Annotated in this window: 18 protein-coding genes; 10 read left to right on the top strand and 8 right to left on the bottom strand. The window is 73.5% G+C overall.

Annotation, left to right across the window (positions count from 1 at the left end):
- Positions 1–4 precede the first annotated feature (4 nt).
- Both K415_RS23765 and K415_RS0102170 read right to left on the bottom strand, forming a co-directional pair.
- The gene (locus tag K415_RS23765) at positions 5–157 is read right to left on the bottom strand and encodes a hypothetical protein (protein ID WP_155859330.1); all 153 of its coding nucleotides are present in this window, start codon (positions 155–157) and stop codon (positions 5–7) included.
- A gap of 104 nt (positions 158–261) precedes the next feature.
- Entirely contained in the window at positions 262–702 is a 441-nt protein-coding gene (locus tag K415_RS0102170; protein ID WP_024285470.1) for a hypothetical protein, read from the bottom strand.
- Positions 703–975: 273 nt separating this feature from the next.
- Between K415_RS0102170 and K415_RS0102165 the strand changes: the two genes are divergently transcribed.
- Together K415_RS0102165 and K415_RS0102160 are read left to right on the top strand one after the other, a co-directional pair.
- Complete coding sequence (locus K415_RS0102165) at positions 976–1,626, top strand: histidine phosphatase family protein (RefSeq protein ID WP_024285469.1); 651 nt, start codon at positions 976–978, stop codon at positions 1,624–1,626.
- Positions 1,592–2,119, top strand: coding sequence for a GNAT family N-acetyltransferase (locus K415_RS0102160; RefSeq protein WP_369795268.1), 528 nt, complete (start codon positions 1,592–1,594; stop codon positions 2,117–2,119). The genes K415_RS0102165 and K415_RS0102160 overlap by 35 nt, the downstream gene beginning before the upstream one ends.
- 21 nt (positions 2,120–2,140) lie before the next feature.
- On the opposite strand, the gene K415_RS0102155 is transcribed toward K415_RS0102160, so the two are convergent.
- Positions 2,141–2,644, bottom strand: coding sequence for a universal stress protein (locus tag K415_RS0102155; RefSeq protein WP_231494799.1), 504 nt, complete (start codon positions 2,642–2,644; stop codon positions 2,141–2,143).
- Between the two features lie 183 nt (positions 2,645–2,827).
- Positions 2,828–3,736 (bottom strand): cation diffusion facilitator family transporter, encoded by a 909-nt coding sequence (locus tag K415_RS0102150; protein ID WP_024285466.1) that lies wholly within the window; start codon positions 3,734–3,736, stop codon positions 2,828–2,830.
- Between the two features lie 190 nt (positions 3,737–3,926).
- Here K415_RS0102150 and K415_RS0102145 point away from each other — a divergent pair, with 190 nt between their 5' ends.
- From K415_RS0102145 to K415_RS21305, 3 genes are all read left to right on the top strand, one after another.
- Complete coding sequence (locus K415_RS0102145) at positions 3,927–6,836, top strand: glycosyl hydrolase (RefSeq protein WP_024285465.1); 2,910 nt, start codon at positions 3,927–3,929, stop codon at positions 6,834–6,836.
- 750 nt (positions 6,837–7,586) lie between these two features.
- Positions 7,587–11,795 (top strand): ATP-binding protein, encoded by a 4,209-nt coding sequence (locus tag K415_RS0102135; protein WP_024285464.1) that lies wholly within the window; start codon positions 7,587–7,589, stop codon positions 11,793–11,795.
- A complete protein-coding gene (locus K415_RS21305; protein WP_024285463.1) occupies positions 11,792–12,046 on the top strand; it encodes a hypothetical protein in 255 nt (84 codons plus the stop codon). Before K415_RS0102135 ends, K415_RS21305 begins: the two co-directional genes overlap by 4 nt.
- Before the next feature lie 6 nt (positions 12,047–12,052).
- Here the strand turns inward: K415_RS21305 and mscL are convergent, their stop codons facing one another.
- The 3 genes from mscL to K415_RS23245 all read right to left on the bottom strand — a co-directional run bounded on the left by mscL (position 12,053) and on the right by K415_RS23245 (position 13,816).
- Positions 12,053–12,445, bottom strand: a complete 393-nt coding sequence (gene mscL, locus K415_RS0102125; RefSeq protein ID WP_024285462.1) for a large conductance mechanosensitive channel protein MscL — start codon at positions 12,443–12,445, stop codon at positions 12,053–12,055.
- 46 nt (positions 12,446–12,491) lie between these two features.
- Positions 12,492–13,268, bottom strand: a complete 777-nt coding sequence (locus K415_RS22445; RefSeq protein WP_024285461.1) for an RcpC/CpaB family pilus assembly protein — start codon at positions 13,266–13,268, stop codon at positions 12,492–12,494.
- Between the two features lie 86 nt (positions 13,269–13,354).
- On the bottom strand, positions 13,355–13,816 hold the full coding sequence (locus K415_RS23245; RefSeq protein ID WP_081784841.1) for an FmdB family zinc ribbon protein: 462 nt from the start codon (positions 13,814–13,816) through the stop codon (positions 13,355–13,357).
- 221 nt (positions 13,817–14,037) lie between these two features.
- Here K415_RS23245 and K415_RS0102110 point away from each other — a divergent pair, with 221 nt between their 5' ends.
- Positions 14,038–16,611 (top strand): penicillin acylase family protein, encoded by a 2,574-nt coding sequence (locus tag K415_RS0102110; RefSeq protein WP_024285459.1) that lies wholly within the window; start codon positions 14,038–14,040, stop codon positions 16,609–16,611.
- 95 nt (positions 16,612–16,706) lie between these two features.
- On the opposite strand, the gene K415_RS0102105 is transcribed toward K415_RS0102110, so the two are convergent.
- Positions 16,707–17,372: a 5-formyltetrahydrofolate cyclo-ligase gene (locus tag K415_RS0102105; RefSeq protein ID WP_024285458.1), complete on the bottom strand. Its 666-nt coding sequence runs from the start codon at positions 17,370–17,372 to the stop codon at positions 16,707–16,709.
- 109 nt (positions 17,373–17,481) lie between these two features.
- On the opposite strand from K415_RS0102105, the gene K415_RS0102100 reads away from it, so the two are divergent.
- The 4 genes from K415_RS0102100 to K415_RS0102085 all read left to right on the top strand — a co-directional run bounded on the left by K415_RS0102100 (position 17,482) and on the right by K415_RS0102085 (position 21,516).
- Complete coding sequence (locus tag K415_RS0102100; protein ID WP_024285457.1) at positions 17,482–18,414, top strand: UTP--glucose-1-phosphate uridylyltransferase; 933 nt, start codon at positions 17,482–17,484, stop codon at positions 18,412–18,414.
- A 7-nt stretch (positions 18,415–18,421) separates the two neighbouring features.
- Entirely contained in the window at positions 18,422–19,759 is a 1,338-nt protein-coding gene (gene glp, locus K415_RS0102095) for a gephyrin-like molybdotransferase Glp (protein WP_024285456.1), read from the top strand.
- 1 nt (position 19,760) lies between these two features.
- Positions 19,761–20,360: a GNAT family N-acetyltransferase gene (locus K415_RS0102090; RefSeq protein WP_024285455.1), complete on the top strand. Its 600-nt coding sequence runs from the start codon at positions 19,761–19,763 to the stop codon at positions 20,358–20,360.
- 103 nt (positions 20,361–20,463) lie between these two features.
- Entirely contained in the window at positions 20,464–21,516 is a 1,053-nt protein-coding gene (locus tag K415_RS0102085; protein ID WP_024285454.1) for a hypothetical protein, read from the top strand.
- Positions 21,517–21,612 lie beyond the last annotated feature (96 nt).

The raw sequence follows: 21,612 nt of genomic DNA, 5'->3' as shown, positions 1-21,612 counted from the left end.
CCTGTCAGCTCGTGGCGTCGTCGGCCATCTCCTGCTCGACATCGCCCATGATGCCGTCCGCCTCGTCGAGAAGCTGCGCCAGATCGTCGACCGCGGCCGGGTCAACGGCTGTCGGGGTCGGGGTGGGCGGTGCCTCGGCGGCGGGCGCGGTGGTCACCGGCTCATCTGCCGGCACCTGCGGCGGCGTCCCCTCGGTGGCCGGACCCCTCGGGCCGCATCCGGCCAGGCTGAGGACCAGCAGAGCACCGGCGACGAGCCGCCTCACGGGACGTCCGTGCAGTACGTCGCGGCAGCGTCCTCCAGGCGCTGGACCACGCGCGCGATGTCGTCGGCGCGCGTGGCGCGCAGGTCTGCCCGCGCACGCAGCAGCTGAGCACGCTCGGGCCTCCCGTTGGCCTCTGCGGTGTCCGCGTTCGCTCGCAGCCACTCCACGGAACCGACGACGTCCGGCCCTGACTCGAGGACCTCGATGAGGTGCGCGGCACGTGCCTGGATGATCGGCAGACGGTCGCGGCACAGGCGGGACATGTCGTCCGGGTCGGTCGCGTCTGCGGCGGTGCCCATCGAGGCGGTGGGCACGGCGGTGGCCGGCGCGGGTACCGCCGATGCGGGCAGGGTCAGCACGGTGGTCGCGAGCGCGGTGAGCACCGCGACACCGGCCCAGCGGGCGCGGCGCGTGGATCGGGCGGTCCGTGTCGACATGGTCGTCTCCCTCGGTCTCCGGCCCTCGTGGGCCGCTGGGCCCCTCGGCCCGTGACCCACGGTGCCGGGCGGCCGTCACGGACGCGTGCGGGAGATGTTCGGATCGTGTCAGGAGTCCGGCACGGATCGTGCCGGGCGTGACGCTGCCGGCAGGAGCCGTGCGCCGGGCCGACAGAAGGCGTGCAGCGCGCGGACACCGTGCGGCCACCGGCGCAACCTAGCTTGGTGGCGACGCTCGGCCGGCACTTCCGCGGATGCCTGGAGGCTCATGTGGTGCTCACACTCTCTCTCGTACGGCACGGTCAGACCGTGTACAACGCCGAGAACCGCCTGCAGGGCTGGTGCGACTCGCCGCTGACCCCTGACGGTCTCGCCGGCGTCCGCAGCACGGCCGGCCACCTGGCCGACCGCCCGTTCGAGGCCGCGTACGTCAGCCCGTCGGGACGGGCCCAGGCCACGGCGCACGAGATCCTGGTGCACCACCCATCGGCACCGCCGGTGACGGACCCGGACCTGCGCGAGTTCGGTTTCGGTGACCTCGAGGCGCGCCCGGAGGCCGAGCTCTTCGCGCGGCACGACCCGGGCACGATGTTCGCCGAGGTGCTCCGTGGCACGTTCGCCGGCCTCCCGGGTGGCGAGCCCGCGCGCGAGTACCTGGCGCGCGTGCGCTCGGCGTTCGCGCGCATCGAGCGTAGCCACGGGGAGGGTGAGGTCCTGGTCGTGAGCCACGGCCTGACGCTTCTCGCCTACCTGACGATGATCGACCCGCGGCCGAGGGGGCCCCTGCCGAACGCGAGCATCTCCACCGTGGAGGTGCACCGCGGCGGCCACCGCCGCGTGGTCGCAGTCGCCCTCGACCCAGCCGGTCGGAGCCGGTCGCGGCGCGTCGATCGATCGACTGTCGCCGCCGGGCAGCGTCGGTGACGGGCCGAGGCGAGCAGCGCGACGCTACGATCCCCAGGTGGCAGCCGAAGGTGTGGGCGTTGAGGTCGTCGAGTCGGTCGACCAGGGGCTGGTCGACGCCTGGGAGCGGTTGCTGCCCCAGCTGTCCAGGTCGGCCGTCGCGGTCACGCCGACCGTCCTGCGGGAGATCATCGAGTCGGATGCGACGTCCCTGCTCGTCGCCCGCGTCGACGGGGTGATCGTCGGGTCCCTGACCCTGGTGGTGTTCCCCCTCCCGACCGGTCGGCGCGCCTGGATCGAGGATGTCGTGGTCGACGAGGCCGTCCGCGGCCGCGGCGTCGGCGAGGCCCTCACGCGTGCGGCAGTGGCGCGGGCGGCGGTCCTGGGGGCGCGGACTGTCGACCTCACGTCGCGGCCGTCGAGGGCAGCGGCCAACCGGCTCTACCAGCGGGTCGGCTTCCAGGCCCGCGAGACCACCGTCTACCGCCACGCCGCACCTGGACGAGCCGGGTAGCGGGCGGTCACGCAGCGTCGGTCACCGCCAGAGCGGCGTCTTCCAGTCCACGACGCTGAGCGGGACGACCAGGATCGGCCGGTGCTGGTGGTGGGACAGCTGGACCGCGACCGAACCCTCGACGACCTCGCGCAGCCGGGCGCCGGGGCCGGGCGCCCGGGTGCCCACGACGATCGCGGCGGCGTCCACGGTGCGGGCCAGGTGGGTCAGGGCACGGTCGGGGCGGCCGGCCAGGTAGCGGAACTCCCACGGCACGCCGGACCCGTCCAGCACGTCGGTCAGAGACCGCTCGATCTGCTGCTGCCGGTCGACCCAGGTGTCGTCGACCGAGTCGGGGTCGACCTCTGCGTGGCGCACGGTGCCGTCGGGGAGCTCCTCGGCGGTGAACCGGGTGACGTCGACGTAGGCGAAGTAGAGCGTGACCCCGCCGGCGGCCCGGGACCAGGACGCTGCGGTCAGCGCCACCAGCTCAGGCTGGTGGGGGACGACTCCCACCACGATCGGGTGCTCGCTGAACGGGGTCATCCTCGAAGGGCTCGGCTGCGGTACCTGTCGGGCGTTCATCAGGTCGGACCCTTCCCTCGGTCGTGCACGGGTTCAGGACGCAGTGCCAGTGTCGGGCATGGGCGGCCGTGGGCGGGCAATGGTCGGGCCCTGGTCGGCCGATCGTACCGAGGGTCTCCCGGCGTGCCGGCGGTGGTGTCCGCACTACTGCGCCGCCGCGCCCCCCGGTTCGATGTGGACGAAGGTCTCGGTCCCCGGCAGGACGGCGTCGACGTCGGCCTCGAGCCGGTTCGCGAGGTCGTGCGCGGTCGTGACGGTCCATTCAGGGGGCACCGTGACGACGACGTACACGTGGCGCTGGCGGCCTGACTCCGCGGTGCGCAGGGGCGCGAACGTCACGTGCTGCTCGGTGCGGTACCGGTCCAGGACCGCCTCGACCTGCGCACGCTCCGGCTCGGGCAAGGCGGCGCTGAGCAAGCTGCTGACCGATCCGCGCAGCAGGCGGAGGCCCGTCCAGAGGATGTTCACGCCGATCGCCAGAGCCACCAGCGGGTCGAGCGGCTGCCACCCGGTGAGCGCGACGAGGGCGATACCGATCAGCACGCCGGCCGAGGTCCACACGTCCGTCATCAGGTGCCGACCGTCGGCGACGAGCGTGGGCGAGCGATGTGCCCTGCCGACCCGTTGCAGGGTCAGGCCGACGGCGAGGTTGACGAGGGCGGCGCCGGTGGACAGGGCCAGGCCGATCCCGGGCTGGTCGAGCGGTGCGGGCGCGAGGAGCCGCTCGACAGCGGTCCACACGATCGCGGTCGCGGCGACGAAGATCATCGCGCCCTCCACCAGGGCGGAGAGGTACTCGGCCTTGCCATGGCCGAAGTGGTGGGACGCGTCGGGTGGCCGCGCGGCCACGCGCAGCGCGAACAGGGCCACGACCGCCGCCACGAGGTTGACGCCGGACTCCATGGCGTCGGAGAGGAAGCCGACCGATCCGGTGACGACGGCGGCGCCGACCTTGAGGGCGATCGTCACGAGGGCCGCCGCCAGGGACAGCAGCATGAACCGGAAGAGCAGCCGGTCCTCCCGGCTGCCGTGCGGCGCTGAACGGACAGTCATGCCGAGGCCTCCTTCGGATCGTCCATCGCATCATGGCCCAGCACCGGATGCTCCGGAGGGACCGATCCCGACGGAGTCCACGAGATGTTCCCCGGACGGGTAGTCACGGGACACCTTTGTTCGCTAGCGTGCGTAAGTCATCACCTGCCGCCTCAGTCCGGCATCGAGGTGGCTTCATCCAGGAGGTTCGATGAAGAACCGGACCATGGCTCGGGGCCGCACGAACGCCCTGCGCGCACTGACCGCATCGCTGGGCGTGGTCACCGTCAGCAGCCTCACCGGGCTGCCGACCGTCGCCGCACCGGCGGACGACCCGGCGGCTCCCGCCGACACCCCGATCGCAGCCGCCGAGACCCTCCAGATCGTGGATCCCCAGGCCTCGGCCAGCACGCTCTCCCTCTTCTCGTACCTGCGCGACGTGCGCGGCGAGGGGATCCTCTTCGGTCACCAGCACACCACGTCCTACGGGGTGAGCATCGGCGCCGCGGACGGCACGCAGTCCGACGTGAACAACGGCGTCGGCGACTTCCCGGCGGTCTTCGGCTGGGACACGCTGATCATCGAGGGCCGCGAGCGCCCCGGTGTCGCGGAGAACACCCGCGCGCAGAACATCGCCGTCCTCGCCGACTACATCGAGAAGGCGGACGCGATCGGCGGGATCAACACGATCAGCGCGCACATGGAGAACTTCGTCACCGGTGGGAGCTTCTACGACACCACCGGTGACACCCTGCGTGCGGTCCTGCCCGGCGGCGACAAGAACGACGAGCTCCGGGCCTACCTCGACGACATCGCGCTGCTCGCGGACTCCGTCGAGGACGCGAACGGTGACCCGATCCCGGTGATCTTCCGGCCCTGGCACGAGAACGCCGGGTCCTGGTTCTGGTGGGGTGCCGCCTACGGGTCTCCGGGCGAGTACCAGGAGCTGTACCGGTTCACCGTCGAGTACCTGCGTGACGTCAAGGGCGTCGACAACTTCCTCTACGCCTTCTCGCCGGGCGGTGGGTTCGGCGGGAACGCCGACACGTACCTGCGCACCTACCCGGGCGACGAGTTCATCGACGTCCTGGGCTACGACAGCTACGACGACGGCAACGCCGGCGCGGCCTGGCTCAACGGCATCGTCACGGACCTCGGCATGATCGCGGACCTGGCCGACGAGCGCGGCAAGATCTCCGCCTTCACCGAGTACGGCGTGGGCACCGGGGCCCTGAAGCCCAACGGTGAGAACCCGAACCCCACCTGGTACACCGACGTGCTCGACGCCATCAAGGCAGACCCGAGGGCCAGCCGCAGCGCCTACATGGCGACCTGGGCCAACTTCGGACCCGAGCAGTACTTCGTGCCCTACCCGGCGACGGCCGACCTCGCGGAGCACGAGCTGCTACCCGACTTCCAGGCCTACGAGGCCGACCCGGTCTCCTACTTCTCCGACGACCTCACCGGGGTCTTCGACCGGACCGGTCTCACGGCGGCCGAGCCCGCGCCGCTCGTGCACCTGGTCTCCCCGCCGGACGGCTCGCGCGTGGCGAGCTCGCCGACCACCGTTCGGGCGCGGGTCACCGGTGCCGACCCCGACCGGGTGTTCCTGACCGTCGGCGAGGACCCGACCGAGATCGAGCTGGGCCTCGAGGACGACGGCTTCTGGTGGAGCGGCGAGTGGGCCGTCGCGGCCGAGGACCTCGACAACAGCACCGTCGCGGTCACCGTCCACGTCGTCGAGGGCGGGGTCGAGACCCTGACCGACGACGCGTCGGTGGTTCTGGGGCCCAAGCCCACGTTCGGTCCCGGCGTGGTCGACGACTTCGAGGGCTACGGGGACGACACCGCGCTGCGCTCGGAGTACGTCCAGTACAACACCAACACGATCACTCTCGAGACCGCGTCGGCCCCCGAGGGCGCCAAGGCGATGCGGGTCGACTACGACTTCACCGCGCAGCAGTACACCGGGGTCGGCAAGCAGATCAGCGGCGACTGGTCGGGCTTCGGTGCGCTGTCCCTGTGGGTCGACCCGGACGCCAGCAGCAACACGCTGGTGCTCCAGCTGCAGGCCGGTGGGGTCTCCTACGAGGCCTACCCGTCGCTCGCGGGCGACGAGCCCTACGAGATCTCCATCCCGTGGGCGGACTGGGCGCCCGCCCCGTGGGACACCGGCAACGCCGGCCGGAAGATCACCGAGGAGGACCTGGCGAACCTGTCCCAGTTCAACGTCTACATCAACTCCGTGCCCGACGCGGTGGCGACCTCCGGATCGATCGTCGTCGACGCCATCCGGGCGACGGGTGAGCCGCCACCGCCGGTCTTCTCCGACGTGCCGCGGGACCACCCGTACTACACGGAGATCGTCTGGCTGTACGAGCAGGGCCTCGTCGATGCCGGCGACGGCACGTTCGGCCCGGCGAAGGTCGTCAAGAGGCCGGACGTCGCGTCCCTGATCTACCGGTACGCGGACGCCGACCACACGCCCGGGACGGCCTCGCGCTTCCTCGACGTGCCACGCAGCAACGCGCTCTACGCCGAGATCGAGTGGATCGTCGAGGCGCGTCTCATGGACACCCTGCGGATCCCGTTCGCCCCCAGGCTCCAGCTCTTCTTGCCGCGCGCCCCGCTCGACCGGACGTCGGCGGCGGTGCTGCTGCACCGGCTGGCCGGCTCCCCGGCGCCCGCGGGCACCGTCGCCTTCCGGGACATCCCGCGGCAGGGGCCGACGCGCGACGCGATCGCGTGGGCGGTCGAGACGGGCGTCATCAGCCCGACGTCGAGCACGCTCTTCGGCGCGCTGAAGCCGGTGGCGCGGCAGGACATGGCCGGGTACCTCTACCGGTACGACGCCCTGCCCGAGCCGCTCGAGCCGCTGGTCCTGTACGACTTCGGTGACGGGACCCAGGGCTGGTCGGCCGGCAACGGTGCGGTCACCGGCGTCGACGGCGCGCTGGCGGTCACGGCGGGCACGGACGGCACCTGGGTCACGGTCTACCCCGGCTCCCTCGACCTGACGGGAAGGTCCGAGCTGCGGTTCGACCTCGTGGCGACCACGGGGATCGATACCAAGGCGGCCCCCAGGTCGGCGGCAGCTGGACGTGGTGCGAGTCGCCCCTGACGGGCTGGATCGACCAGCCCAGGGTCGATGAGAACGCCGTGGTCCTCGACCTGGCGACCCTCAGCGCCGACTGCACGGCCGGCCTGGCGGACGTCCGTGGCATCAACCTCTACCTCAACGAGGGCGAGCACGTGCTCGACGACGTCGAGGTGCGCTGACGACCCGTGCCCGCCGTCGGCATCTGACGGCGGCGGGCGTCGGGTGGTCGTTTCGCTCGTCGGACCCGGACGACCGACACCACCCGGGAGGCACCCTGACCCCAGCTGGGCAGGGCCCCCACAGCGACCTCTCGGGCCCGGGATGATCGTGATGTTTTCGTTAACATCTGGTGTCCTGAGGGGGTTTGACCGTAGGGCCCTCCGCGATGCACACTTGCCCTGACAGTGCGCATCGCCTGCCCCCTGCGCGGTGCGCACTGTTCTATGCCCGGTCAGTTCCCTGTCCGGTCGGCCGGCCCCCGCAGTGGCCCGACGCGCTGGATCGCATCGATCTGATGCTGCGTCGGAGGATGTCACCCACGCGGCAGGGCCGGCTGACGCATGTCCGGGCCGGATCGCGCACGTCCGGGCCGACTCGCGCATGTCCGGCACGGTTCACGCACGAGCGGCACGGTTCACGCACGAGCGGCGCGGTTCACGCACGAGCGGCGCGGTTCACGCACGAGCGGCGCCGGTGGCCCGGGTGGGTGGTGTTCGCCCGGGTCCGGCGCGGCGGCCGTGCCCAGCCGCCGTACCCGGTTAGCGTGCAAGGGTGACTGCTCCCGCCCGCATCCAGGGACCGGGACCCGATGGCACGGATGCCCCCACGTCGGAGGGCACCGCCCCCGTCGCGGTCCCTCGCCCGACCGCCGCCCAGCTCCTCGACCACGCCCGCGACGAGTGGCGCGCGGCCCTGGTGGCCCGTGCAGGGGACTCGGCGCTCGCCGACGTCGACCGCCTCGGCGATGCCCAGCTCGACCTCTCGGCGGCGCACCCGTCCGGCATCGCCCAGCTCTTCGCCGGGCGTCCCACCCGGCTGTCGAACCTGGTCCGCGAGGGCTCGGCGCTGTCGGCCGCCAAGCGCCGAGCGCGATCCGTCGGTGCAGCCGCGGACGACCACGCGCAGCGGTACGGTCTCGTCTCGGCGTTCCTGGCCATCGGCGTGGCGACCTGGACCGAGCAGGCGGCCGGCGACCCGGTCGTCGACGTGGCAGGGGTCGGCGCGCTCGCGGATGCCGCGGTGCCACGGCGGACGGCCGCGCCGGCACCCGATGCCGCCGACCGGCCGACGGCAGCGCGCACCGTGCACGCCCCCGTCCTGCTCCGGCCGGTCGCGATCACGCCACGGGGTCGGGGCGAGAGCGACTACGACCTGACTCTCGAACCGTCCCTGGAGATCAACCCGCTGCTCGCCACGGCGCTGCGCAGCCGCGGCGCGCTGCTCGACCCGACGGCCCTGGCCCGTGGCGCCTTCACGGCCTCCGGCTTCGACCCGCAGCCGGCGCTCGAGCGCCTCCGTGCCCTCGGCGCAGCGGTGCTCACCGGCTTCAGCCTCGACGAGCGCCTGCTGGTCGGGAACTTCGTGCACCCCGAGCAGACCCTCGTCGACGACCTCGACGCCCAGGGCCCGACGCTGCACCGGCACGAGGTGCTGACCGCCCTGGCCGGCGACCAGCGGTCGATCGACGCGCTCGCCCATCCGTTACCGCCGATGCTGCGGGGTGACCGTCCGCTCGACCAGGAGCGTGGCATCGGTGACCTCGACGCGGCGCAGACCCATGTGCTGGACGCGGTGGCTGCGGGCCACCACCTGCTCGTCGACGCGCCGTCGGGCTCCGACGTGTCGGCGACCCTCGCCGCCATGGTGGCCGACGCCGCCGCGTGCGGCCGCACCGTCCTGTACGTCGCCGGGCACCGCCGCGCGGCGACCGCGCTGACCGCCCGGCTCGCGGCTCTCGGCCTCGACGAGCTGGTCCTGGACATCGCCCCGGACTCCGGCTGGCGCGCCCGGGCCGGTCGGCGGCTGCTCGGTGCGATGACCGTCGAGCCGGTGGTCGTCGACGCCGCGAAGGTCGAGGTCGTCCAGAGCGAGCTCCTGGTCCGGCGACGCCGCCTCAAGGGCTACATCGACGCGCTGCACACGACGCGCGAGCCGTGGGGCGCCTCGGCCTACGACGCGCTCCAGGCCCTCGCCCGACTGACCGCCGGACGACCCACCCCGCAGACGACCGTGCGCCTGACCGCGCCGGTCGCCGAGTCGCTGAACGCCGAGCGGCGTGCGCAGGCGGCCAACGACCTGGTCCGGGCCGCCGGGCTCGGCGCGTTCTCGGACAGCGCACGAGCGACCCCCTGGTACGGGGCGGACCTGCAGACCGCCGACCGTGCCCGCGCAGCAGTGCGCCGCCTCGAGCACCTGCTGGACGACGCGCTCCCTCGCCTGGCCGACCAGGTCGCCCAGGTCGCCGACGCGACCGGCCTGACCCGAGCCACCACCCCGGCGCAGTGGGCGGAGCAGCTCGAGATGCTCGCCGGCGTGCGCAGCGCCCTCGACGTGTTCCAGCCGATCGTCTTCGAACGGTCGGCATCGGACATGGTCGCCGCGACCGCGCCGCGCGAGTGGCGCGCGGAGCACGGCATCGAGATGAGCGCGACCCTGCGCCGACGGCTGCGCAAGCAGGCCAAGGACCTCGTGCGGCCGGGCCGGCCGGTCGCCGACCTGCACGCCGCGCTCGTGCACGTCCAGGCCCAGCGCGAGGTCTGGCAGGCGCACTGCCCGGCCGGTGGATGGCCGCGGATCCCGGACGGCCTGGCGACGATCGAGGTCGACCACCGCGAGGTGCTCGCGGACCTCGACGCGCTGAGCGAGGTGCTCGCCGGGACGCCGGCCGGTGGTCGCCTGGCCGACCTGACCTGGAGCGACCTGGGCGATCGGCTGCGTCGACTCCGACTCGACCGGGCAGCACTCGACACCCTGCCCGAGCGCACGGCCCTCGTCCGGAGCCTCGACCGGCGCGGGCTGGGCGCCCTGCTCACGGACCTTGCCGAGCGCCGCGTCTCGGCCGGACTGGTCAGCGCCGAGCTCGAGCTGGCCTGGTGGAGCACCGTCTTCGAAGAGATCCTCCTGGCCGACCCGGCGCTCGCCGGGTACGACGGCGCAGCACTGGCCCGACTGGTCGCCGAGTTCCGCGCCCTCGACCGGCGACACCTCGAGGACCGCGCGCTGCTGGCCCGGGCCGCGGCGCGTGAGGCGCTGCGGCTGCGGCTGCGCGCGGCGGACGAGCAGACCCAGGCCCTCTTCGGCGAGATCGTCGAGGACCGGTTCACGAGCCTGCGGCTGGCCGTCGAGCGGTACCCGGACGTCGCCCGGCACCTGCGGCCGTGCCTCGTCGCCTCGCCCATGCTCGTGCCGTACCTCCTGCCGGCCACCCGGACCGAGGACCTGGTCATCCTCGACGCGGCCGGGCACCTGCCGCTCGAGAGCGTCGTCAGCGCGCTCGCCCGCGGCCGGCAGGTCGTCGTCATCGGTGACACCCGGTGCACCTCCGGTACGGCACTGGTCCGGTTGGCCCAGGTCCTGCCGTCCGTCGTGCTGCATGCCGACACCTCGCGTCGCGACCCGCACCTGACGACGTTCCTCGCCGACCACGGCTATGCGGGCCGGCTGACCGCGACCCCCCTTCCGGCGACCACGGCTCTGCTGCGGCTCGACGTCGTGGACGGCAGCGGGATGCCGGCGGCCAACGGTGCGGTCGAAGGCACCCGCGCGGAGGTCGAGCACGTCGTCGGCCTCGTCGTGGACCATGCACTCACCCGCCCGGACGAGAGCCTCGCCGTGGTCACCGCGTCGCCCGTGCACGCCGAGCGGGTGCGTGAGGCCGTGATGGCGGAGGTGCGCGACAACTCGGCTCTCGAGCGCTTCTTCCGTCCGGACCAGGCCGAACCCTTCGTCGTCGTCGAGGTCGGCGCGACGCAGGGCCTGAGCCGGGAGGCCGTGATCTTCTCGATCGGCTTCGGCCGGACGCCGCACGGGCGGGTGCTGCACCGCTTCGGTGCGCTGAGCGAGCCGGGTGGCCAGGGTCGGCTGCTCGAGACCCTCGGTGCGACGCGGCACCGGCTCACCGTCGTCAGCTGCTTCACGGCGGAGGACCTCGACCCCGACCGGCTGCGGGCGCCCGGCGCACGCCTGCTCGCCGACCTGGTCGAGCTCGTCGCCGAGCACTCCGACGTGGCCGACGGCGTCGACCGGACGGCGCCCACCGCTGCGGGGCCCGAGCCCGACCGGCTGGTCCTGGACCTCGCCGAGCGGCTCTGGCGTCGCGGGCTCGTCGTCGACCTGGACCACGGTGTGCGTGGCGGGGCGCGCATCCCGCTCGTGGCGGGCCACCCCGACCTGCCGGACGAGATGCTCGTCGCGGTGCTGACCGATGACGAGGCGTACGTGGGTGAGCCCAGCGTGCGGGTGCGCGACCGGCAGGCGGCCGAGCGGCTCGAGCGGCTCGGCTGGACGGTCGTGCAGGTCTGGTCGGCGGCGGTCTTCCTCGACCCGCAGGCCGAGGCCGACGCCATCCACGAGGCCGTGCTGGCCGCGTGCGCGCGACGCCTGGCGAGCCGCCCGGCCGGCCCGACGACGCGGTCGGTACGTGGGCACGTGCAGGAGGCGACTGACGCGCAGGCCGCGGTCGGCATCGCAGCGTCGGCGGACCCCCAGGGCGCCGGCGCGACGGACCCGGCGCCGGCCCACGGGCCGAGGCCGGCAGCGCACGGGGCGGTGCCCGGCGGGCGCCCGGACGTCGAACCGGGTCTGCCGATCAGCGCGTACAGCGACGACCAGCTCGACGACCTGATGACCTGGATCCGGTCGGACGGGGTCGAGCGGGACGACGAGCAGCTGGCCGGCGCGCTGCGGGCCGAGCTCGGCATCGTGCGTCGTGGTTCGCGGATCGACGCCGCCGTGAACGGTGCGGTGCGGCGGTCCCGATGAGCGACCCGGACCCGGCCGAGGGGACGGACCAGACCGCGGTGAACGAGCAGTCCGACGCACCGGACGTGCCTGCTGACGCCCCGCAGGGGCAACGCCGACGCCGACGCCGCGCGACCCGCGGTGTGCCGCGGGCCGACGCCGACCCGGTCATCCCCTCACGCAGCGCGGACGACACCGACGAGGGCTGGGGTGAGCCCAGCGGACCCGGCGACGACGAGCGGTTCCTCCGGGAGGTGCCACCGCACTGGTGACCCGGCTCAGATCTCCCGGCGGGCGGCCAGCAGGTCGCGGATCTCCTGGAGCAGGAGGACGTCCTCGGCGGGTCCCTCTGGCTCGGGCTCGGTGCCGGCCTTGCGACGCTCGGCCAGCGTGTTCATCGGCAGCACGATGACGAAGTAGACGGCCAGGGCGATGAGCAGGAAGTTGATGACGGCACCGAGGATCGCGCCGATCGTGAAGATCGCGCCGTTGATCTCGAACATCCAGACGCTCGTCAGGTCCGGCTGGCCGAAGATCGCGGCGATCAGCGGGTTGATGAAGCCGTCCACGAGCGCCTTGACGACGAGAGCGAACGCGCCGCCGATGACGACCGCGACGGCCAGGTCGATGACGTTCCCACGCAGGACGAAGCTCTTGAACCCGGTGATCATCTGAACCTCCTGAGCGCTCGGGCGCCGGATACCCCGACGCGCGTGATCATTCCACCAGAACGGCTCCGAGTGAACCCTCGTCGCCCGCGGCGGCCAGGCGCCTGCCGTCCTGCGGTGGTACCGCGACCATCACGACGAGCCGGGCCGCCTCGCCGTCGAGGCTCGCCAGGGACGCGCCGGCGCCGGGCCGACCGTCCTGCCCGACATCGACCACCAGGGCCCGGCGGGCCAGCACGTCGGGCTCGGCGGGGCCCGGGTCGCTGTCCGTGCCGAGCAGGGCGTCGAACCCGGAGCCGGGGACCACGAGGTCGATGAGGTCCCCGGTGCGCAGGAAGCCGGGGACGGAGCCGTCGGCGAGCCGGACCGGCACCACGACCGTGCCCGGCGGCGGGTCGAGACCGAACCGGTCGCCCTCGAGCACGGAGTCGACGACGGGTAGGCCCCGGGGCAGCGGCACGACCGCGCCACGGCCGACCAGCTCGTCCGGGTCGCTCAGCGCGCCGTCCGGCACGACGCGCGGCGCCATCTGCACCACCCGAAGGTCCGCGCCGGTCAGCGGCCGGCCGGCCGGGACCTCATGGGCTGTCACGACGACCGGTTGCGTCCGCGGGGGCGGCGGCGCGACGTGACGGACGCCGACCGCGACCGCTGCGACGACCACGAGCGGCAGGACGAACGGACGCAGTCGCCAGAGCGCGATGCGCAGCGCGAGCAGCGCGGCGCTCCGGCGACCGCGGGGCGCTGCCGCTCGTGGCGCCGGCGGTGCAGGCAGCGGTGACCGCGCGGACGGGACGCTCGGGGTGTACGGGGTGCGGCGCGCCATGGCGGCACGCTAGGACGTCGGGGCTGGCGTCCCGACCCGGGTGCGACCGGGTTGTGGACCGGCCGGTGTGGTCCGGGTCCGGGGGATCAGCTGCCGGCAGCGGCGGCGCCGCTGCTCGAGGTGCTGGCGCCGGTCGAGCTGTTGGAGCCGGCCGGCGACGACCCGCTCGTCGATGGCCCGCTCGTCGACGGCCCGGAGCCACCCGAGGTGCTCGGCGCACCGGACCCGCCGGTGCTCCCGGAGGTCGACGAGCCGCCGGAGCCGCCCGTCGACGCTGCGGCGGAGTCGGCCGACCCGCTGCTCGAGGCGCTGTCCGACGTCGTCGAGGCGCTGTCCGACCTCGTGGACGCGGCGATCTTGCCCTTGCGCTCGTTGCGCGCGTCGGTCCGGTAGAACCCGGAGCCCTTGAACACCACGCCGACGTTGCCGAAGAGCTTGCGCAGCCGCGCGCCGCAACGCGGGCAGTCGGTCAGTGCGTCGTCGGTGAACGCCTGCTGGGCGTCGAAGCGGTGATCGCACTGCGTGCACGCATACGCGTAGGTGGGCACGGTTCCTCCAGGACGTCCGGTGAGGTCGGCCGAGCACGCTGGTCCTGCTCCGTCGACGACCCGCCGACTGGCACTCACCCGATCCGAGTGCCAATCGTACGGCCCCGGAGCGCCGGGGCGCGATCCGTCCACGGACGGCGCTCCGCCGCGGACGCCAGGTGGGTCCGGGTCGACCGCCCGTGCACCGGGCCCGGACGGCTCCGGGCGGTTAGTCTCGCTGCGTGCCCCGTCGTCGCGCACTGCGCTACCTGATCGGCGTCGCCGCCGTCGTCGTGCTCGTGCTCGTCGCGGTCGCAGCCGTCGCGGCGACCGTCGTGCGCCGCCCGCTCCCCGAGCACTCGGGCACTCTCGAGCTGCCGGGCCTCACCGCCGACGTCACAGTGCTGCGGGACGCGCTGGGGGTGCCGAGCATCTACGCCGACGACGCCGAGGACCTCTTCCGGGCGCAGGGCTACGTGCACGCCCAGGACCGCTTCTTCGAGATGGACTACCGGCGGCACGTCACCGCCGGACGGCTGTCCGAGCTGGTCGGTGCCGACGACGACGCGCTCGCCGCCGACCAGGTCATCCGCACGTTCGGCTGGCGCGACGTCGCCGCGGACGAGTGGGAGCTCCTCGACGAGGACACGCGCAGCTACCTGACGGCCTACGCCGACGGCGTCAACGCCTACCTCGACACCCACGACCTGGACTCCCTCGGCGTGGAGTACACGGTCCTGGGTCTCCAGGTGGACCTCGGCCCGCCGGAGCAGTGGGACCCCATCGACTCCCTCGCGTGGCTCAAGGCGATGGCATGGGACCTGCGGGGCAACTACGACCAGGAGCTCTCCAGGGCCTTGACGTACGCCACGGTCCGCGACGTCGGCCGGGTCGACGAGCTGTTCCCGCGGTACCCGCAGGAGACCAACCTGCCGATCATCAGCGAGGTCCCGGTCGCGGCCGAGGCGTCCGCGCCGCTGGTGGGCGCGCCGGACGGGACGCTGCTCGGCCCGGACCTGCAGCGCGCCGTCGAGGCAGCCCAGGAGGCGCTCGACGCCGTACCGCACCTGCTCGGGGAGGGCGACGGCACGGGCTCCAACTCGTGGGTCGTCTCGGGCGAGCACACGGCCTCCGGGCTGCCGATCCTGGCCAACGACCCGCACCTGGCGATCTCCGCCCCCGGGATCTGGACGCAGATGGGTCTGTACTGCACCGAGGTCGGCACGGCCTGCCCGTTCGAGGTCTCCGGCTTCACGTTCGCGGGCTTCCCCGGTGTCATCATCGGCCACAACGCCGACCTCGCCTGGGGGCTGACGAGCCTCCGGGCCGACGTCACCGACTTCTTCCTCGAGCGCGTCGACCCGGAGACCGGTACCTACCTGCGCGACGGCGTCCAGGAGCCGCTGGACGTGCGCACCGAGACGATCGAGGTGGCCGGCGGTGACCCGGTCGAGCTCGAGATCCGCTCGACGGTGCACGGCCCGATCGTCTCCGACGTCCTGGAGATCGGCCGGGTCGCGTCGTCGCCGACCGTCGACGGGTTCCACGGTGTCACCGAGGTCGCGCTCGGCTGGACAGCACTGCAGCCAGGACGGACCGCCGACGCGGTGTTCGCCTTCGCCACGGCCTCCGAGGCCGCCGACATCGCCGAGGCAGCCGCGCTGTTCGCCGTCCCCTCGCAGAACATCGTCTTCGCGACCACAGCCGGTCAGATCGGCTACCAGGCACCGGGCCAGATCCCGCTGCGCGCGCGGGTCCTGGACGGACCGGTGCCCTCCGACGGGACCTGGCCCCGACCGGGCTGGGACTCCCGCTACGACTGGCAGGGCTTCGTCGACCCGGCGGTGATGCCGGCCGTCGTCGACCCGGCCGTCGGGTACGTCGTCGCGGCCAACCAGGCGGTGACGTCGGCCGGCGTCGGGCCGTACCTGACCTCCGACTGGGACTACGGCTACCGGTCGCAGCGCATCCGTGACGTGCTCGACGAGCAGATCGCCTCGGGCACGCCGATCGACGTCGAGCTCACCGGCGCGCTGCAGAACGACGCGTGGAGCCCGTATGCGGACGCGCTCCTGCCGGCCCTGCTGGCGGTCCCGGTCGAGGACGACTTCGCCGCAGAAGGCGTCGACCTGCTCCGGGACTGGGACCAGGTGCAGGGCGCCGACTCAGCGGCTGCCGCGTACTTCTCCTCGGTGTGGGCCAACATCCTCGAGCTGACCTTCTGGGACGACCTGCCCGAGGACCAGTGGCCGAGTGGTGACAGCCGCTGGCTCGAGGTCGTCACGCGGCTGCTCGAGGAGCCCGACAACGCCTGGTGGGACGACCGCCGGACCGTCAACGTCGTCGAGAGCAGGGACGAGATCCTGTCGCGCTCGTTGACCACCGCCCGCCTCGAGCTGACGGTCGAGCTCGGCAAGGAGGCGCAGGAGTGGCAGTGGGGACGGCTGCACACCGCAGCGCCGACGCACCCGGTCCTCGGTGGGCCGACGGTCCCCGAGCCGGTCCGCCGCCTCGTCAACCCGCGCCCGCTGCCCGTGCCCGGCGGGTCGTCGATCGTCAACGCCACGTCCTGGGACGCTGCGAGCGGCTCGTTCGCCGTCACGGCGGCCGCCTCGATGCGGATGGTGGTCGACCTCGCCGACCTCGACGCCTCCACGTGGGTCAACCAGACCGGCAGCTCAGGGCACCCCGGCAGCGTGCACTACACCGATCAGTTCGCCGCGTGGGCGGCGGGGGAGACGTTCCCGTGGCCGTACTCGCCGCAGGCAGTCCGGGAGGCGACGAGCCGCGAGCTCACCCTGAGCCCTGAGCCCTGAGCCCTGAGCCGTGAGCCCTGAGCCGTGAGCCCTGAGCCGTGAGCCTGTGGGCCGCCAGCAGGTGAGCCCCGACCCGAGCCGTGGGCCGGTCGACCTCAGACCGTGACGCAGGGCGCGTCGCCGCGGTTGCGCACCCACTGCCAGCCGGCCGGCGTCGCCACGATGTCCACCGGCTGGTCGTGCTCCTGACGGGGCAGCGGCCGCACCTCGGCGTCGTACACCTCGTCCGGGAAGACCATCGCGATCACGCACGCATCGGGGCGCGCGTACGCCAGGACGCGGTCGTACCAGCCGCCGCCCTGGCCCAGCCGCATGCCGGACGTGTCGACCGCGAGCGCCGGTGCGATGATCGCGTCGGCCTGGGCGAGCATCTCGGCGCCGACGGTCGGCCCCGCCGGTTCCGGTGGGCGGCCCGGTGCCCGGACCTCGAGCTCGCTCGCCGAGGTGAACCACGCCCAGTCGCGCTGCAGGCCGGTGCCCAGTACCGGCAGCAGGACCGTGGTGCCCCGCGCGGCGAGGCGTTCGAGCAGCGGGACGGTACCCGGCTCGTTGGGCCGTGCGACGTACGCAGCGACACATCGCGCCGCGCGCACCTGCGGGAGGTCGCCGACCACCATGGCGAAGTCCTCGGCCGCGCGGGCCCGCGCACGGGCGGTCATGCGCTCACGTTCGGACCGGATCGCGCGCCTGAGCTCTTCCTTCACGTCCGTCAGGTCGAGGCCCGGACGGTACGCGGGATACGGCTGGGCTGTGCTGGTCACGGTCACATCATCGCAAAGAAACCATCGATGATGGACCAGGAGTGACGGTTCGGCGGCCGTGGGGTGCCCACCGCGACGCGGCACGACGGGGCCGGATAGCCTGCGTGCCATGACGATCCGCAAAGCCGTGATCCCCGCAGCAGGTCTCGGGACCAGGTTCCTGCCCGCCACGAAGTCCACGCCCAAGGAGATGCTCCCGGTCGTGGACAAGCCCGCCATCCAGTACGTCGTCGAAGAGGCCGTCGCTGCAGGCCTCCTCGACGTGCTGATGATCACCGGTCGCTCCAAGCGCACGCTGGCGGACCACTTCGACACCGTCCCGGAGCTCGAGGCCATCCTCGAGGCCAAGGGCGAGACGGAGCGCCTCGCCCTCGTCCGGCACTCGTCCGACATGGCGAACGTGCACTTCGTCCGGCAGGGCCAGCCGAAGGGTCTGGGCCATGCCGTCCTGTGCGCGCGCCACCACGTCGGGGCCGAGGCGTTCGCCGTGCTGCTGGGTGACGACCTGATCGACCCGCGGGATCCGCTGCTCACCGAGATGATCGCCCTGCAGGAGCGGGTCGGCGGGTCGGTGATCGCCTTGCTCGAGGTCGACCCCGAGCAGGTCCACCTGTACGGCTGCGCCGCTGTCGAGCCGGTCACCGATGGTGCGGCCGGTGGTGGGGCCGATGGCGCGGCCGGCTGGCCGGACGAGGTCAGGGTGACCGGGCTCGTCGAGAAGCCCGATGCGGCCGACGCGCCGAGCAACCTGGCCGTGATCGGCCGGTACGTGCTGCACCCGGCGGTGTTCGACGTGCTCGAGCGCACCCCGCCCGGGCGTGGTGGCGAGATCCAGCTCACCGACGCCCTCGCCACCCTCGCCACGATGCCTGCGGAGCAGGGCGGCGGGGTGCACGGCATCGTCTTCCGCGGCCGGCGCTACGACACCGGTGACCGCCTCGACTACCTCAAGGCCGTCGTGCGGATCGCCGTCGACCGACCGGACCTCGGCCCTGACCTGCGCGCCTGGCTGATCGAGTACGTGTCGACGCTGCAAAGATGAGCGGCCTATGAGATCCGTCTCCGACCACCTGACCGCCGTGCTCGCAGCGGCCCGCCCGGTGTCCCCTCTGGACGTCGTCCTGGCCGACAGTGCCGGGTGCATCCTGGCCGAGGACGTCACGGCTCCGTTCGACGTCCCGTCGTGGACGGTGGCCGGCTGTGACGGCTATGCCGTGCTCGCGGCCGATGTCGGGCTGCCCGGTCCGGGCAGGTCTCCCGACGTCCAGCTGCCGGTCGTGCACGACGCCCCGGTCACGTCCGCGGGTCCGCTGCGGCTCGTGCCGGGGACGGCGATCCTCGTCGCGGCCGGGGCACCCCTGCCGCACGGCGCGGACGCCGTCGTGCCGATGGAGCGGACCGACCGCGGAAGGGCGCGCGTCCTGGTGCACGGCGGGGCGGAGCCGGGCGAGCACCTGCGGCCGGTGGCCCAGGACGCCACGGCCGGCTCGGTGGTGCTGCGCTCGGGGATCCGGCTCGGCGCCCGGCACCTCGCGCTCGCCGCTGCCATCGGGCGGGGTCGGTTGCGGGTGCACCCGGCGCCGCGCGTCGTGGTGGTCTCGGTCGGCGACGAGCTCGTCGAGCCGGGTCGCCGACGTGCTGACGGCGGGGTCTTCGATGCCGACGGTCACGCCCTGGCCGCTGCGGTCAAGGACACCGGCGCCGCAGCCGTACGGGTCGGGCCGGTCGGTGACGACCGCGCCGCGCTGCGCGAGATCCTGGCCGACCAGCTCGTCCGCGCCGACCTGCTCGTCCTGACCGGCGGCCTGAGCGCCGGACCGTGGGACACCGTGACCGACGTGCTCGCCCCGCTCGGGAGCGTGCGCTTCGACCAGATCGCGATGACTCCGGGTCGTCGGCAGGGCTTCGGGACGGTGCGCCAGGACGACGACGTGGCGGACCGCGGCGGCCTGCACGGCCAGGGCAGCGCGCACGCCACCGGTCTGGGCAGCGCCCCCGGACCGACGGCGGCCGGCGCGGGCGTCGACCGACCCGGTGGTATCCCGGTCTTCGCGCTCCCCGGTCACCCCGTCGCTGCGATCGTGTCCTTCGAGGTCTTCGTCCGGCCGGCCCTGCGTGCGATGGCGGGTCACACCGATCTCTTCCGGCCGTCGGTGCGGGCCGCGGTCACGACCCCCTGGGCCTCGCCCGCGGGGCGGCGTCAGTTCGTGCCGGCCACGGTCAGCGGCTCGCCCACGGAGGGCTACCTCGTGACACCGGTCGGCGACCCGTCGACGGTGTCGTTGTCTGCACTGGCCGGCGCCAACGCGCTCGCCGTCGTCGGCGAGGACACCACACTGGTCCGGGTGGGCGACCCGCTCGTCTGCCTCGTCCTCGAGGTCGTCTGACATGGCCAAGGGGTGGCCGGTTGTCCTGACCGAGGGTGACGTCGTGCTCCGGCCGTTGCGCCGCCGTGACGCCCGCGCCTGGCTCGCGGCGCGCGCGAGCAACGCCGCCTGGCTCGAGCCGTGGGAGGCGACGTCGCCGGAGGCCGTCACCGGGCCCGCCCCGACCTTCGCGGAGTTCGTCCGCCAGATGTCGAGCCAGGCCCGCGCGGGTACGGCGCTGCCCCTGGTGATCCAGTACCGCGGCGAGCTGGTCGGCCAGCTGACCGTCGCCACCATCGTCCGCGGCTCGTTGTGCTCGGGGAGCATCGGCTACTGGGTCAGCGAGCACGTCGCGGGCCGCGGCCTGGCGCCGACGGCGGTCGCGATGGCGATCGACCACTGCTTCGGCCCGGTCGGCCTGCACCGGGTGGAGATCAACATCCGGCCGGAGAACGCCGCGAGCGTGCGCGTCGTGGCCAAGCTCGGGCTCCGCGACGAGGGTCTGCGCGAGCGCTACCTGCACATCCAGGGCTCGTGGTGCGACCACCGGACGTTCGCGATCACCTCGGAGGAGGTGCCGGACGGTCTCCTCGCCCGGTGGCGGACCGCCGGCGGTGCCTGAGAACGACGCCGGCGGAGCCTGAGAACGACACCGGTGTAGTTCAGGCCTCGACACGCCGCGCCGGCTCCTGTCGAGGTGCGCCCGGCTCACCTACCGTCGTGACGTGAGGAACCAGGCCGGCTTCGTGGTGCTCGCCATGGCCGGTCTGTGGATCGCGTACCTGGTGCCGCACCGGCTGCGGTTCCGCCAGCAGCTGCTCGAGTCGCGGACGGATGACCGATTCTCGGAGCGCCTGCGGGTGCTGCGGGTGGCCACGACCGCCGAGCAGGGTACGGATGCCGCGCGGCAGATGGCCGCGCGGCCGGGACAGGTGCAGCTGCACCCGTCCCGAGAGGGCGCACGACGAGGAGACGGGTCCATGGACCGACCGCACGCCACCCGGGACCGGATCTACGCCGACGCTGCCCGCCGCACCGCGGCCGAGCACGCCCGGCGCGCCGCCCACCTCGCCCGGCGGCGAGCCGCAGCCCGACGTCGTGCCGTGCTCACCGTGGTGCTCCTGGTCGCCGTCGCCGGCGGCTGGACCGCAGTCGGCACGATCGGTGCAGGCCTCGCCCTGGGCGCGACCCCGTCGGTGCTGCTCGTCGCCGTCCTGGGCCTCGGCCGCCGGGCCGTGCTCGCCGGGGCGCGCGCCGACGCGGCCTGGGCGGCCGGTGCAGAGCACCGGGTACCCCTGCCGGGCTCGAGCCGGCGGACCTCGACCGGTGGGCGCACGCCCTCGGTCACCGGCCGGGCCGTGCACCCGTCCGATGCGACGACCGAGGTGATGGCACGGGTTCCTGCCGTGGCGGCCGACAGCGCCGCTGCGCCGTCGACGGGTGCCGGCGACGGATCGTCGGACACGGGTGCGACTGCTTCGGTCCGCGGTGGGGCCACCGCGGACGCTGCCATGCCCGAGGCCTCGACCTGGGCGCCGGTTCCGGTGCCACGGCCCGCGTACACGCTCAAGCCCGCCGCCCGCCGCGCCGAGCCGGCACCGCTGGTCCTCGACGACTGGTCGCAGTCCGCCGCGACCACCGTCGTAACCGTCGCAGGTTCGGCCGACGACGAGCAGGCCGTGGACGGATCCCGGTCCGACGGCCGCGGCACGGCTCCGAGCACCGGTGGCCTGAGCCTCGACGCGATCCTGGCCCGACGGCGCGCAGCGGGCGAGTGAGCGCACTCCGCACGTGACAGGCGGTGTCTGGTGGGCACCAGGCACGCGCCCGGTAGGCACCAGGTAGGCACCAGGTAGGCACCAGGCAGCGACCGT

The sequence above is a fragment of the Cellulomonas sp. KRMCY2 genome, assembly GCF_000526515.1.
Taxonomy (GTDB): domain Bacteria; phylum Actinomycetota; class Actinomycetes; order Actinomycetales; family Cellulomonadaceae; genus Actinotalea.
The sequence above is the reverse complement of the archived record's forward strand: the minus strand, read 5'-3'. Positions and strand labels throughout refer to the sequence as shown.

Excerpts from the sequence above, each read along its gene's own strand:
- K415_RS0102170 (WP_024285470.1), bottom strand. The coding sequence starts at position 702 with ATGTCGACACGGACCGCCCGATCCACGCGCCGCGCCCGCTGGGCCGGT.
- K415_RS0102155 (WP_231494799.1), bottom strand. The coding sequence starts at position 2,644 with ATGACCCCGTTCAGCGAGCACCCGATCGTGGTGGGAGTCGTCCCCCAC.
- K415_RS0102150 (WP_024285466.1), bottom strand. The coding sequence starts at position 3,736 with ATGACTGTCCGTTCAGCGCCGCACGGCAGCCGGGAGGACCGGCTGCTC.
- K415_RS0102145 (WP_024285465.1), top strand. The coding sequence starts at position 3,927 with ATGAAGAACCGGACCATGGCTCGGGGCCGCACGAACGCCCTGCGCGCA.
- K415_RS21305 (WP_024285463.1), top strand. The coding sequence starts at position 11,792 with ATGAGCGACCCGGACCCGGCCGAGGGGACGGACCAGACCGCGGTGAAC.
- mscL (WP_024285462.1), bottom strand. The coding sequence starts at position 12,445 with ATGATCACCGGGTTCAAGAGCTTCGTCCTGCGTGGGAACGTCATCGAC.
- K415_RS22445 (WP_024285461.1), bottom strand. The coding sequence starts at position 13,268 with ATGGCGCGCCGCACCCCGTACACCCCGAGCGTCCCGTCCGCGCGGTCA.
- K415_RS0102100 (WP_024285457.1), top strand. The coding sequence starts at position 17,482 with ATGACGATCCGCAAAGCCGTGATCCCCGCAGCAGGTCTCGGGACCAGG.
- glp (WP_024285456.1), top strand. The coding sequence starts at position 18,422 with ATGAGATCCGTCTCCGACCACCTGACCGCCGTGCTCGCAGCGGCCCGC.
- K415_RS0102090 (WP_024285455.1), top strand. The coding sequence starts at position 19,761 with ATGGCCAAGGGGTGGCCGGTTGTCCTGACCGAGGGTGACGTCGTGCTC.